Genomic DNA, 12,528 nt, shown 5'->3' on the forward strand with positions numbered 1-12,528 from the left:
CAATCGTTTCGTTCGCAACTTCATTCGACCAAGGCGCGATGGGGTTCGATGAACGGCGATCGCCCTCCAGATCCGCTCGTCCTGAGCTTGTCGAAGGGCGTGCTGTTGCCCGATCCCATCGCGTTGGGCAGCGTCCTTCGACAGGCTCAGGACGAGCGGCAAGGGGTAGGCAGCCCCTACCGCCTACCGCAGCAGCCCGCCCAACAGCCCGCGCGCAAACCGGCCCAGCGCCGCGCCGCCCAGCGCGGTGCCGAGCGATCCGGCGACCGAGCTGGCCGCCGAGCCCAGCGGAGAGGCGCGCGATTTGCGCCCGGTCAGTTCGGCGGCGACGACCGCGCCCGCCGAGGACGCGATCGCGCCCATCGCAGCGCGGCCCATCTTGCCCCACATCGTCGGCGTGGCGCGGGCCTGCGCGCGTTGGGCGTCGGTGCCTTCGGTTTCGACGGTCTGCGCGGCGGCGGCGGCATCGACGGTTTTCTGCGCGAGCACTTCGGACGCGGATTCGCGGTTCACTGCGGTATCGTACTTGCCCGCAAACGGGCTGATCGACTGGATGATCGCGCGCTCCTTGTCGGTCACCGGCCCCAGCCGCGAGCGTGGCGGCGCGATCAGCGTGCGCTGCACCACGGTGGGCGCGCCCTCGTCGTCGAGCATCGAGACCAGCGCCTCACCCACTTTCAGCTCGGTGATCGCTTCCTCGACGTTCAGATCCTTGTTGATGCGGAAGGTTTCGGCGGCGGCGCGGATCGCCTTCTGGTCGCGCGGGGTGAACGCGCGCAACGCGTGCTGCACGCGGTTGCCCAGCTGCCCGGCGATCTTTTCAGGAATGTCGATCGGGTTCTGGCTGATAAAATAGACGCCCACGCCTTTCGAGCGGACCAGCCGCACGACCTGCTCGACTTTGTCGAACAGCGCCTGCGGCGCATCGTCGAACAGCAGGTGCGCCTCGTCGAAGAAGAACACCAGCTTGGGCTTGTCGGGATCGCCCACCTCGGGCAGCGCCTCGAACAGTTCGGACAGCAGCCACAGCAGGAACGTCGCGTACAGCTTGGGACTCTGCATCAGCTTTTCGGCGGCGAGGATGTTGATATATCCCTTGCCGGTATCGTCGAGCTTGAGGAAGTCGTTGATCTCGAACGCGGGTTCACCGAAAAACTTGTCCGCGCCCTGGCTTTCGAACGACAGCAGCTGGCGCTGGATCGTGCCGACGCTGGCCTTGGAAATGTTGCCGTACTTGGTCGCCAGCTCGCTCGCCTTGTCACCGCAGGTCATCAGCACCGCCTGCAGATCGGCCAGATCGAGCAGCAGCAGCGCGTTGTCGTCGGCATAGCGGAACGCGACGTTGAGCACGCCTTCCTGCGTCTCGTTCAGGCCCATCAGCCGCGACAGCAGCAGCGGCCCCATCTCGCTGATCGTGGTACGGATCGGATGCCCGGCCTCGCCATACAGATCCCAGAAGATCGCCGGATTGTCGCGATAGGCATAGTCGGTGATGCCGAGGTCTTTCGCGCGCTGCTCGAGCGAATCGGCGTGCTTGAAATCGTGGCTGCCCGCCATCGCAATGCCCGAAAGATCGCCCTTCACGTCGGACAGGAACACCGGCACGCCATCGGCGGAAAACTGTTCGGCGATGGTCTGCAGCGTCACCGTCTTGCCGGTGCCGGTCGCGCCCGCGACCAGCCCGTGGCGGTTGGCCTTGCCCAGCCGCAGCGTCTGCTTTTCGCCGTTCGACGCCTGCCCGATGTAGATATCGTCCATGATGATCCCTGTATGCGGTTGCGCGCGTGCCTGATGTTCGGGATCGAGGTCCCAAGCGTCATGCGTTCAACCCGGTCCGCTCGTCCTGAGGAGCCGCTGAGCTTGTCGAAGCGGTGTCTCGAAGGACCCGCCAGTCGAGCGGGGCGGTGGTTCGAGACGGGTCTTCGCCAAGCTCAGCCCCTCCTCACCATGAGCGGGTGGGCCTGTTGTCTTAGTCGCTGCTCTAGGGACTCGCTCCGCCCCGCGCCATGGGTTTTTGCATCCGGAGCGGGGGGGCGCTAGAAGCCGCCGCGTCCGATGCCCGCACCCTTCATCCTGTTAGACGACGCCCGCCCCCCTCGATCCGGCAAGGACGGTGCCAGCGAAGCGCGGCTTTACCGCGATCCGCTGGAGATCGTCATCGCGCGCCGCCCGGACGAGGTCGGCCCCGCGCTCGACCGGCTGACCGGCACCGGGTACTGGGCGGGCACGATCGCCTACGAGGCCGGGCTGGCGCTGGAACCCCGGCTGACGCCGCTGGCCCCTGCGCGCACCGGCGCGACCGGGCCGTTGCTGTGGTTCGCGCGCTTTGCCGGGTACGAAGCGATGGCCAGCGCCGACGTGCCCGCGTGGTTGGCTCGCCAGGCGCCCGAGACACATGGGACTCAGGCGCCCGCCCGGCTCGGCCCGCTCGACCCGCAGATTTCGCCGGGCGGATACGGCGCCGCGTTCGCCACGCTGGCGCAGGCGATCCGCGACGGCGACATCTACCAGGCCAACCTGACGTTTCCGCTCGGCGGCAGCTTTTCAGGCGATCCGCTGGCGCTGTACGCCGCGATCCGCGCCGATGCGGGCGCGGGCTATGGCGGGGTGGTGTGGGACGGATCGCACTGGCACCTCAGTTTCTCGCCCGAGCTGTTCTTCGCGCTGAAGGACCGCGTCGCCACCGTCCGCCCGATGAAGGGCACCGCCCCGCGCGGCCGCGACGCGGGTGAGGATACGATGTTGCGTGACGGCCTGTCCGCCAGCACCAAGGACCGCGCCGAAAACCTGATGATCGTGGACCTGATGCGCAACGACCTGAGCCGCGTGGCCGTGCCGGGCAGCGTGCGGGTGGAGGCGCCGTTCGCGGTGGAGAGCTATCCCACCGTCCACCAGATGACGAGCACGGTCCGCGCCCGGCTGTGCGATGGTCAGGATGCGCGATCGTTGCTGCGCGCGATTTTCCCGTGCGGATCGATCACCGGCGCGCCCAAGATCCGCGCGATGGAATTGATCGATGCGGTGGAACGCGATGCGCGCGGCGTCTACTGCGGCGCGATCGGGCGGATCGATCCTGCCGCCCCCGTTGGCCTCGATGCCGACGGCACTGGTGACGCCGCGTTCAATGTGGCAATCCGCACCTTGCGCCTCGATCCCAAGGGGGGACGCGCGACGATGGGGGTGGGGTCGGCGGTGGTCGCCGATTCCGAACACATCGGCGAATGGCGCGAATGCGTGGTGAAGGGGAATTTCTTGCGCCTGTCTGCCGGCTCCGCCGACCTGATCGAAACGATGGCGTTCGATCCCGCGCGCGGCGTGCCGCTGCTCGAACGGCATCTCGACCGGATGAAGGCCAGCGCGACCGAACTCGGTTTCGCGTTCGACCGCCATGCCATCAAGAACGCGATCCAGGCGCTGTGCTTCGAATGCGATGCGCCGTCGAAACTGCGGCTGGTGCTGGCCAGGAGCGGCGCGCACGCGCTCGAAGTTGCGCCGCTGCCGCCCGCGTTCGACCGGGCTGCCACATGCGCGGTGCTGCCGGTGCCGGTGGCGAGCGGCGACTGGCGGTTGCGCCACAAGTGCTCGGATCGCGGGTTTTACGAAGACGCGCTGGCCGCCGCGCGCGGTGCCGGCGCGGACGAGGCGCTGCTGTTGCGCGACGACGGGCTGGTGACCGAAGGCAGCTTCACCTCGCTGTTTATCGAGCGCTGCGGCGTACTGGCGACCCCGCCCCTCGCGCTGGGCCTGCTGCCCGGCGTGCTGCGCGCCTCGCTGATCGACGAAGGCCGCGCGGTGGAAGGCGAAGTGCGGCTGGACGATCTGGCTGGCGGCTTCTTCATCGGCAATGCCTTGCGCGGGCTGATCCCGGCGCGGCTGCTCGGCGCATGAGCGCGGACCGGCTGTCCGCCGCGCTGGAACGGATCGCGCCGTCGCGCACCACCGCGATGACCGACCGCGCGATCGCGTTGCGCGCCGAAGGGCGTGACATCATCTCGCTGTCGGTGGGCGAGCCCGATTTCGCCACACCGCCGCACGTCGTCGCCGCTGCCAAGGCTGCGCTCGATGCGGGCGACACCAAGTACACCGCCGTGGGCGGCACCGCCCGGTTGAAAACCGCCGCCGCGCTGCATTTCGCGCGCGACCTCGGCATCGTCGCGCCCCCATCGCAGATCACGGTCAGCGCGGGCGGCAAACAGGCGATCTTCCACGCGCTGCTCGCCACGCTCGATCCCGGCGACGAAGTGCTGATCCCGTCGCCGTGGTGGGTCAGCTATCCCGAGATCGTGCGCTTTGCCGGGGCAGTGGTGTTCGCGCTGCCGACCGACGCCGCTGGCGGTTTCCGCATCACCGCTGCGGAGCTCGAAGCCGCGATCACCCCCAACACGCGCTGGCTGCTGCTCAACAGCCCGGGCAACCCGACCGGCGCGACCTATCCGGCAGACGAACTGCGCGCGCTGGGCGAAGTGCTGCTGCGCCATCCGCGCGTGCTGGTGATGAGCGACGATATCTACGCGCCGTTGCGTTACGGCGCCGGGGCGCACGCCACGCTGGCGGTCGAATGTCCGGCGCTGGCAGACCGCGTGCTGACCATCTCGGGCGTGTCCAAAAGCCACGCGATGACCGGTTTCCGCATCGGCGTCGCGACCGGCCCCGAATGGCTGATCGCGGCGATGGAGCGGCTGCAGTCGCACTCCTCGGGCAATGCCTGCTCGATCAGCCAGGCCGCCGCGGCCGCAGCGTTCGAAGGCCCGCAGGACTTCCTGCGCGACTGGCGCGAACGCTTCCGCGCGCGGCGCGACATGGTCGTGAGCGCGATCAACGCCATCCCCGGCCTGTCCACCCCAGTGCCCGACGGCGCGTTCTACTGCATGGTCGATGCCGCACCGCTGATGGCGCGGTTCGGCGATGACGAGACGCTGGCGCTGCACTTGCTCGACCATGGCGTGGCGGTCGTCTCCGCGTCATCGTTCGGCGGGCGCAACGGGTTCCGCATCAGTTTCGCCGCCGACGAGGCCCGGTTGGCCGAGGCGCTCCGCCGCATTGAAAAGGCCGTTTCCTGATGTACCACAGTCGCCCGATGCACGACGGCGGCCTCGCCGACCGGATCCTGTTCGAAGACGGCGAGGCGCTGGTGATCGACAAACCCGCCGGCCTCGCGGTCGATCGCCCGCGCGCCGGGGGCGTCAGCCTCGACGATTATGCGCCCTCGCTGCGGCTGGGCTTCCAGCGCGATCCGGTGGCGGTGCACCGGCTCGACCGCGACACCTCGGGCTGTCTGCTGCTGGCGCGCAACCCCAAGGCGCTGAAACGCTTCGCCGCCGCGTTCGAGGCGCGCGAGGTGGACAAGCGCTATCTTGGCGTGGTCGCCGGGCTGCTCGAGGCGGATGAGGGCACGATCGCGCTGTCGCTGTCCAAGATCAGCAGCGCCGATGAGGGCTGGCGGATGATCGCGGCGAAAAAGGGCAAGCCGTCGGTCACCCACTGGCGCAAGCTGGCGGTGATCGGCGAACGCACGCTGGTCGAATTCCGGCCCGAGACCGGGCGCACCCACCAGATCCGCATCCACGCGCTGGCCGGGCTGGGCGCGCCGCTGCTCGGCGATCCGATCTACGGCAGCGGCGAAGGTGCATCGCGCACGATGCTCCACGCCGCCGGGCTGACCGTGCGGCGCGGCGAGAAACCGCCGATCGAGGCGGTGGCGCCGCTGCCGGCCGACTTTCTGGCGCTGGGCTTTACCGATCCGGATGCGGCCGGCTCACCCGAAGCGGTCGCTCCAGCCGATGTTGCCGCCCCTTCCGATGGCTGACGATACGCTGGTCCCGCGCGCGATCGCGCTGGCGAGCGAAAGCTTCATCGCCTCGGCCGGTCCCGGCGGGCAGAACGTCAACAAGGTGGCGACCGCGGTGCAGCTGCGGCTGGACGTGTTCGCGCTGCGCCTGCCGCCCGAAGTGTTCCACCGGCTGAAGGGTCTTGCGGGCAGCCGGATGACGGCGGGCGGCGAACTGATCTTCACCGCGCGCCGGTTCCGCACGCAGGAAGCCAACCGCACCGATGCCCGCGCCCGGCTCGCCGAAATGCTGGAAGACGCGCAGAACCTGCCGGTCAAGCGCGCCAAATCGCGCCTCAACCGCGTGGGCAAGGCCGCGCGGCTCGACGGCAAGAAGAAGCGCGGCGTGGTCAAGGCCGGACGGGGGAAAGTCAGCTTCGACTGAACGGCGGTAGAAGGAAGGACGATCCTTCGACAGGCTCGGATGAGCGGGATTGTTTGATATCCGCACTCTGAACCCCACCCACTCACAAGGGCTGGCCATCCTTGTCGCGATAGATGTCGCGGCGGCCGACGTGGTTGGCGGGGCCGACGAAGCCGTCCGCCTCCATTCGTTCCACCCATTTCGATGCGGTGTTGTAGCCCACGCCCATCTGGCGCTGGATCCAGCTGGCCGAGGCTTTCTGGCTTTCGAACACCAGCTGGCACACCTGCCGGTACTTGCGCTCGTCCGGGTTGTCGGACGCGGTCGCGTCGAGATCGTCGAAGCCGAAGCCGCCGTCCTCGGGTTCCTCGGTGACCGAATCGACGTATTCGGGGCTGCCCTGGCTGCGCCAGTGATCGGCCACGCGTTCGACTTCCTCGTCGCTCACGAACGGGCCGTGGACGCGCTTGATCGGGTCGGTGGCGGGCTTGTACAGCATGTCGCCCTTGCCCAGCAGCTGTTCGGCGCCCTGTTCGCCCAGGATGGTGCGGCTGTCGATGCGACTGGTCACGGCAAAGCTGATGCGCGTGGGCAGGTTGGCCTTGATCACACCGGTGATGACATCGACCGACGGGCGCTGCGTGGCCATGATCAGGTGGATGCCCGCCGCGCGGCTTTTCTGGCTCAGCCGCTGGATCAGCACCTCGATTTCCTTGCCGACGGTGACCATGAGATCGGCGAGTTCGTCGACGATCACCACGATCTGCGGAAGCACCTGGAAATCGAGCTGCTGTTCCTCGAACATTTCCTCGCCGCTGTCGGGATCGAAACCTACCTGGATGCGGCGGCCCAGCGGCTTGCCCTTGGATGCGGCGGCGCGGATCTTCTCGTTGAAGCCCGAGATGTTGCGCACGCCGATGCTGCTCATCATGCGATAGCGGCGCTCCATTTCCTCCACCGCCCACTTCAGCGCGCGCACCGCCTTGGCCGGTTCGGTGACCACGGGCGAAAGCAGGTGCGGAATGTCGTCGTAGCTTTTCAGCTCGAGCACTTTGGGATCGACCAGGATCAGGCGGCACTGCGCCGGCGTCAGACGGTACAGCAGCGACAGCAGGATGCAGTTGAGCCCCACCGACTTGCCCGATCCGGTGGTGCCCGCGACCAGCAAGTGGGGCATGGCCGCCAGATCGGCGACAATCGGCTCGCCCGAAATATCCTGCCCCAGAATGATCGGCAGCAGCGCGCGCGAATTGACGAACGTGTCGCAGGCCACGATCTCGCGGAACGAGACCATCTGGCGGTCGGCATTGGGCAGTTCGATGCCCATCACCGTGCGCCCCGGGATCGACGAGACACGCGCCGAGATCGCGCTCATGTTGCGGGCGATATCGTCGGCCAGCCCGATCACGCGGCTGGCCTTGATCCCCGGCGCGGGTTCCAGTTCGTACATCGTCACCACCGGGCCGGTGCGCACGGCGGTGATTTCACCCTTCACGTTGAAATCGTCGAGCACGTTCTCGAGCAGGCGCGCGTTGCGCTCCAGCGCCAGCTTGTCGATCTTCTTGATCGACCCGGCGGGCACTTCGTTGAGGATGTCGAGGCCGGGCAGTTCGTACTTGTCGAACAGGTCGCCCTGCTTGCTGCGCGCGTTGAGCTGCGCCGGCGACGGCGGGCGCGAGGGATCGGTGATTTCGGTGGTCTTGCGCGGGATCGCCTCGACCACGGGTTCGGGCTTCGCCGCCCTGGGCGCACGCAGCTTGCGGCCCGCGTCGGCCACGAACGGCAGGGCGCTTTTTTCGCCGCCTTCGCGTGGCGCACGGCGCAGCGAGAGCGGCAGCGCCATCAGCCCGGCCCAGTCGAACGCGAACACCCGGCCAACCGAGACCAGCCCACCGGCGAGGCACACCAGCGCCAGCGCCAGGATCGCCCAGCCTTGCGCCGCGTGGGGCAGCAGCCGCGTCATGCCATGGACCGCCGCCGCGCCGAGCAGCCCGGCCAGGCCGCCCAGCCCGGCGGGCAGCGTGCCGCCGGGTCCCGTGAACGTCAGCGACAGCGTGGTGCCGATCAGCGCCATCGCGAACAGCAGCAGCAGAGTAGGCCGCCACCAGCGCGTGGGCGGGGCGAGGTCTTCCTCCGCATCGATATCGGCGTCGATCGTGTCGCCCGCCGCGTCCCACAGGCGCTTGGCGAAAACATAGATCAGCGGCAGCAGCAGCACCGCGCAGAACCCGAACAGGAACAGCGCACGCTCAGCCGCCCACGCGCCGGGCAGGCCCATCCAGTTGGCGACCGTGCCGCCCGCCGCCGTGCTGACCGAGGGGTCGGTCTGGCTGTAAGTCGCCAGCGCGATGCCCAGAAACAGCATCGCCGCGAACAGCACCGCGCCGCCCGCCAGCTCAAGGCTGCGCTTCAGCCCGCGCCGCAGCACCGCGCGCCAGTCCGCGTTCGGTCCGCGCGCCGTGCCCTTCGCTGGTGTGATCGCCCGAGATGCCATGAACCCTACCCTTCGCGGCCCATCATGCGCCACGAGGGGAGTCACCGTCAAGAATCCATGGGAATCCGGCGAGTCCCGATACGACGAACCGATCAGGACAGCCCGTCGATCGCCGCAAAACCGTGGCATTGGAGCCGGGCAGCGCGGCGCGCGGTCATGCCGCCCAGCGCGATCACCGGGCGCCGCGACAGGCGCGCCAGCAGCTGGAACCGCAACGGCCCCAGCACGCGCCCGCCGGGATGGCTGCGCGTGGCGTGGACCGGCGAGAGCAGCACCGCGTCGGCACCGGCGGCGCGGCGCAACTCGCGGGGCCCGTGCGCCGTAGCCAGCCGCAGCCCGCCTGTCCGCCGCCCCAGCGTCGTCGCATCGCCATAAGCCCCATCGGCGCCCCACCGCTTGGCGAGCGCAGCAGAACCCGCCAGCACCAGCACCAATCCCCGCGTCCGACCCAGCTTGCGCAACGCCGCGAACCGCGCTGCCCGCGCCGCCGGATCGAGGTGATAGTGGCGGAAAATCACCCCGCTGCCGCGCGGCAGGCGGCGGATCGCGCGCGCCAGCACCGCATCGTTGCGCGCATCGCTCAGCAGCCACACGCGGGGAACGGCGGCGTTTCCAGACAGGCTATGGCGCTTCGACACGGCCCCGCTATAGCAGCGCGCCATGCCAGTAACACCACCCGGAACAGACCCCGCAACCGCCGCCGCCAGGCTCGTCAATGTCCGCGCGCGCATCGCCCACGCCGCCGCCATCGCCCGGCGCGAAGCCGGTGACATAACGCTCGTCGCGGTGTCCAAAACGCACCCGGCCGAGGCGATTGCGCCGCTGATCGCCGCCGGACAGCGCGTGTTCGGCGAGAACCGCGTGCAGGAAGCACAGGCCAAATGGCCCGAATTGCGCGACCGGCACCCCGACATCGCACTGCATCTGGTTGGCCAGCTGCAATCGAACAAAGCGGACGAGGCGGTGGCGCTGTTCGACTGCATCCATTCGCTCGACCGCCCCAGCCTGCTGACCGCGCTCGCCCGCGCGATGGACAAGGCCGGCCGCCGCGTGCCGTGCTTCGTGCAGGTCAACATCGGCGCCGAGGACCAGAAGGGCGGTTGCGCGATCGCCGACCTGCCCGCGCTGCTGACACAGGCGCGCGGCGCGGACCTGCCGCTCGCCGGGCTGATGTGCGTGCCGCCCGCCGGGATCGAACCCGCCCCGTTCTTCGCGCTGCTCGACAAGCTGGCGGTGGACCATGGCCTCACCGGCGCTGGCCTGAGCATGGGCATGAGCGACGATTTCGAAACCGCGATCCTGATGGGCGCCACCCATGTGCGCGTGGGCAGCGCGCTGTTCGGGGCGCGGGGGTGAAGTGTGCGGGAATGGCGTTGAAGACCAGCGGTCCCCGGTCAAGCCCGGGACGACGCGGGAACGGATGTATCGTCGAGGTTTCGTCGTCCCGGACCTGATCGGGGACGACGTTATCCAACCGCTACCCGATCAAACCACGTGCCGCTTCAGTTCGTCGCCCGACAGCGTCACGACATGCAGCAGGTTCGTCGCCCCAGGCGTACCGAACGGCACGCCAGCCAGCGCGATCAGGCGCGATCCGGCGGCCCCAAAGCCGTGGCGCAGCGCCATGCGCTTGCCCTTGCCGATCATCTCCTCGAAGCTGCCGATGTCGCGCGTCTGCACTGCAAAGGCGCCCCACAGCAGACCAACCCGGCGCGCGGTGCGCAGCGACGGGGTGAGCACCAGCATCGGCACCGCCGGCCGTTCGCGCGCCACGCGCCGCGCGGTCGATCCAGATCCGGTGAACACGATGATGCCCGAGATCGGCAGCGTTTCGGCGATGCTGGCGCACGCCTGGCTCAGCGCGTCGGCGGTGGTCGCGTCGGGGGTCATCTCGGTGAAGTGGATGCGCGCGGCATAGCCGGGGTCGCGCTCCACCTGGCTGGCGATGCGGTGCATGATCGTCACCGCTTCTTCCGGCCAGGCGCCAGCGGCGGTTTCGGCCGAGAGCATTACCGCGTCGGCGCCGTCATACACCGCGTTGGCGACGTCGGACACTTCGGCGCGGGTCGGCGCGGGGCTTTCGATCATCGATTCGAGCATCTGGGTGGCGACGACCACCGGCTTGCCCTGCCGCCGCGCCGATTCGACGATGCGCTTCTGCAGCGGCGGGACTTCTTCGGGGTTGAGTTCCACGCCGAGATCGCCACGCGCGACCATGATACCGTCGCTTAGCTCGATGATCTCGTCCAGCCGGGTGATCGCGGCAGGCTTTTCGATCTTGGCCATCAGCGCGGGGCCGTTGACCGTGGGGCCACCCATCAACCGCCGCGCTTCGGCCACGTCCTCGGGCCGCTGCACGAACGACAGCGCGATCCAGTCGGCGCCATGCTCGATCGCGAAGGTCAGGTCGCGGCGGTCCTTCTCGGTCAGCGCGGGCACCGGCACCACCGCATCGGGCACGTTCACGCCCTTGCGATCGGAAATCACCCCGCCCACTTCGGCGCTGCACAGGATTTCGTTATCGTCGGCGCGAATCACGCGCAGCCGCAGCTTGCCGTCGTCGATCAGCAGGCGCTGGCCCTTGTGCAGCACGCCGAACAGTTCGGGATGCGGCAGGCACACGCGCGTCTCGTCGCCGGGCTCGGGGTTGCGATCGAGCGTGAAGTGACCCGAATGGCGGATCACCGCGCGCCCGTCCCTGAACGTGCCGACGCGCAGTTTCGGCCCCTGCAGGTCGCACAGGATCGTGATCGGGCGGCCGATCAGCTTTTCCAGCGCGCGGATCGAGGCGATCGTCTCGGCATGGGTGGCGTGATCGCCGTGGCTCATGTTGACGCGGAACGCATCGACTCCGGCGCGATAGAGCCGCTCGAGCATTTCGGGCGAACGGCTCGCCGGGCCGACGGTTGCCAGAATCTTGACCTTGCGGCCGCGAAGATCGACTTTGGCCACGACCGGCTCCCTTGCTGTAACGCGCGGGGCTATGGCTCATCAGGCCGCAAAACCCAAGGACCACGTACCATGGATACGAATTCGCCAGAAACGCCCGAAGCCCTTGGCGATCCGCTCGACACGCTGCCCGATGCGGTCGCTGCCGCCGCGTTCCGTCGGCTGGTGCGCCACTTGCGCCACCGCCACGATGCGCAGAACATCGACCTGATGGGGCTGGCGGGCTTCTGCCGCAACTGCCTGGCCGACTGGATTATCGATGCCGGCGCCGGGCTGGATAAAGCTTCGGCCCGGGAGGTTATCCACGGGCTGCCCGCCGCGACATGGAAGGCGCGCTACCAGACCGACGCCACGCCCGAACAGCTGGCGCGGATGGAAGCGAGTGTGAAGCTGAACGCTGCGGAATGATCGTCGTCCCGGGCTCGACCCGGCACCGCCGGCCAGATCGACGCGACCTCCAGTCCGAATGCCACCGGTCCCGGATCAGGTCCGGGACGACGATGGCGGGGCCGGGAAGACGGGGCCGGGACAAGCTCGACCGCCATTCTATCCACAGCCCGCCGCTTCCCCGTGCCGGTCCGCGCCGCTATCAGCCCGGCCAACCGATTCACCTGCATCCTACGGAGAGCCACCGATGGCCGAAACCACCGACGACCGCCTGCGCCTGCTGATCGAGCGGGTCGAACGCCTCGAGGAAGAAAAGCGCGGCATCGCCGACGACATCAAGGACGTCTATGCGGAGGCCAAGGCGGTGGGTTACGACGCCAAGATCATGCGCCAGATCGTGCGCCTGCGCAAAATGAAGCCCGACGATCGCCGCGAAATGGAAACGATTCTCGATCTTTACAAAGCCGCGCTGGGGCTGGGCTGATCCGCGTCATTCTTACATAAGCG

General features: G+C 68.6%; 11 protein-coding genes. 7 read left to right on the forward strand and 4 right to left on the reverse strand.

The features are described from left to right. Positions 1–183: 183 nt before the first annotated feature. The gene (locus NL2_RS01700) at positions 184–1,758 is read right to left on the reverse strand and encodes a helicase HerA-like domain-containing protein (protein ID WP_068071074.1); all 1,575 of its coding nucleotides are present in this window, start codon (positions 1,756–1,758) and stop codon (positions 184–186) included. A 297-nt stretch (positions 1,759–2,055) separates the two neighbouring features. On the opposite strand from NL2_RS01700, the gene pabB reads away from it, so the two are divergent. From pabB to arfB, 4 genes are read left to right on the forward strand one after another with little or no spacing between them, the layout of a single operon-like run. After that, positions 2,056–3,888 (forward strand): aminodeoxychorismate synthase component I, encoded by a 1,833-nt coding sequence (gene pabB, locus NL2_RS01705; protein WP_068071076.1) that lies wholly within the window; start codon positions 2,056–2,058, stop codon positions 3,886–3,888. Continuing rightward, a complete protein-coding gene (locus tag NL2_RS01710; protein WP_068071078.1) occupies positions 3,885–5,060 on the forward strand; it encodes a pyridoxal phosphate-dependent aminotransferase in 1,176 nt (391 codons plus the stop codon). The genes pabB and NL2_RS01710 overlap by 4 nt, the downstream gene beginning before the upstream one ends. After that, the gene (locus NL2_RS01715) at positions 5,060–5,806 is read left to right on the forward strand and encodes an RluA family pseudouridine synthase (RefSeq protein WP_245647523.1); all 747 of its coding nucleotides are present in this window, start codon (positions 5,060–5,062) and stop codon (positions 5,804–5,806) included. The genes NL2_RS01710 and NL2_RS01715 overlap by 1 nt, the downstream gene beginning before the upstream one ends. Beyond that, positions 5,799–6,212: an alternative ribosome rescue aminoacyl-tRNA hydrolase ArfB gene (gene arfB, locus NL2_RS01720; RefSeq protein WP_068071079.1), complete on the forward strand. Its 414-nt coding sequence runs from the start codon at positions 5,799–5,801 to the stop codon at positions 6,210–6,212. The genes NL2_RS01715 and arfB overlap by 8 nt, the downstream gene beginning before the upstream one ends. Positions 6,213–6,294: 82 nt before the next feature. Here the strand turns inward: arfB and NL2_RS01725 are convergent, their stop codons facing one another. Both NL2_RS01725 and NL2_RS01730 read right to left on the reverse strand, forming a co-directional pair. Beyond that, entirely contained in the window at positions 6,295–8,685 is a 2,391-nt protein-coding gene (locus NL2_RS01725; RefSeq protein ID WP_068071080.1) for an FtsK/SpoIIIE family DNA translocase, read from the reverse strand. 92 nt (positions 8,686–8,777) lie between these two features. After that, the gene (locus tag NL2_RS01730) at positions 8,778–9,347 is read right to left on the reverse strand and encodes a thiamine phosphate synthase (protein WP_174522578.1); all 570 of its coding nucleotides are present in this window, start codon (positions 9,345–9,347) and stop codon (positions 8,778–8,780) included. Here NL2_RS01730 and NL2_RS01735 point away from each other — a divergent pair. Further along, positions 9,346–10,041, forward strand: coding sequence for a YggS family pyridoxal phosphate-dependent enzyme (locus tag NL2_RS01735; RefSeq protein WP_068071081.1), 696 nt, complete (start codon positions 9,346–9,348; stop codon positions 10,039–10,041). The genes NL2_RS01730 and NL2_RS01735 overlap by 2 nt on opposite strands. A 129-nt stretch (positions 10,042–10,170) precedes the next feature. Here NL2_RS01735 and pyk read toward each other — a convergent pair whose 3' ends face one another. Beyond that, positions 10,171–11,637: a pyruvate kinase gene (gene pyk / locus NL2_RS01740; protein WP_157082987.1), complete on the reverse strand. Its 1,467-nt coding sequence runs from the start codon at positions 11,635–11,637 to the stop codon at positions 10,171–10,173. A 69-nt stretch (positions 11,638–11,706) separates the two neighbouring features. On the opposite strand from pyk, the gene NL2_RS01745 reads away from it, so the two are divergent. After that, positions 11,707–12,042: a DUF1244 domain-containing protein gene (locus NL2_RS01745; protein ID WP_068071085.1), complete on the forward strand. Its 336-nt coding sequence runs from the start codon at positions 11,707–11,709 to the stop codon at positions 12,040–12,042. A 226-nt stretch (positions 12,043–12,268) separates the two neighbouring features. Then, a complete protein-coding gene (locus NL2_RS01750) occupies positions 12,269–12,505 on the forward strand; it encodes a DUF2312 domain-containing protein (protein WP_068071087.1) in 237 nt (78 codons plus the stop codon). The last annotated feature ends 23 nt before the right edge of the window (positions 12,506–12,528 follow it).

Source organism: Novosphingobium lentum NBRC 107847 (assembly GCF_001590965.1).
In the GTDB taxonomy this organism is placed as follows: Bacteria; Pseudomonadota; Alphaproteobacteria; order Sphingomonadales; family Sphingomonadaceae; genus Novosphingobium; species Novosphingobium lentum.

Coding starts and splice junctions, on each gene's coding strand:
- NL2_RS01700 (WP_068071074.1), bottom strand. CDS start 1,758: ATGGACGATATCTACATCGGGCAGGCGTCGAACGGCGAAAAGCAGACG.
- pabB (WP_068071076.1), top strand. CDS start 2,056: ATGCCCGCACCCTTCATCCTGTTAGACGACGCCCGCCCCCCTCGATCC.
- NL2_RS01710 (WP_068071078.1), top strand. CDS start 3,885: ATGAGCGCGGACCGGCTGTCCGCCGCGCTGGAACGGATCGCGCCGTCG.
- NL2_RS01715 (WP_245647523.1), top strand. CDS start 5,060: ATGTACCACAGTCGCCCGATGCACGACGGCGGCCTCGCCGACCGGATC.
- arfB (WP_068071079.1), top strand. CDS start 5,799: ATGGCTGACGATACGCTGGTCCCGCGCGCGATCGCGCTGGCGAGCGAA.
- NL2_RS01725 (WP_068071080.1), bottom strand. CDS start 8,685: ATGGCATCTCGGGCGATCACACCAGCGAAGGGCACGGCGCGCGGACCG.
- NL2_RS01735 (WP_068071081.1), top strand. CDS start 9,346: ATGCCAGTAACACCACCCGGAACAGACCCCGCAACCGCCGCCGCCAGG.
- NL2_RS01730 (WP_174522578.1), bottom strand. CDS start 9,347: ATGGCGCGCTGCTATAGCGGGGCCGTGTCGAAGCGCCATAGCCTGTCT.
- NL2_RS01745 (WP_068071085.1), top strand. CDS start 11,707: ATGGATACGAATTCGCCAGAAACGCCCGAAGCCCTTGGCGATCCGCTC.
- NL2_RS01750 (WP_068071087.1), top strand. CDS start 12,269: ATGGCCGAAACCACCGACGACCGCCTGCGCCTGCTGATCGAGCGGGTC.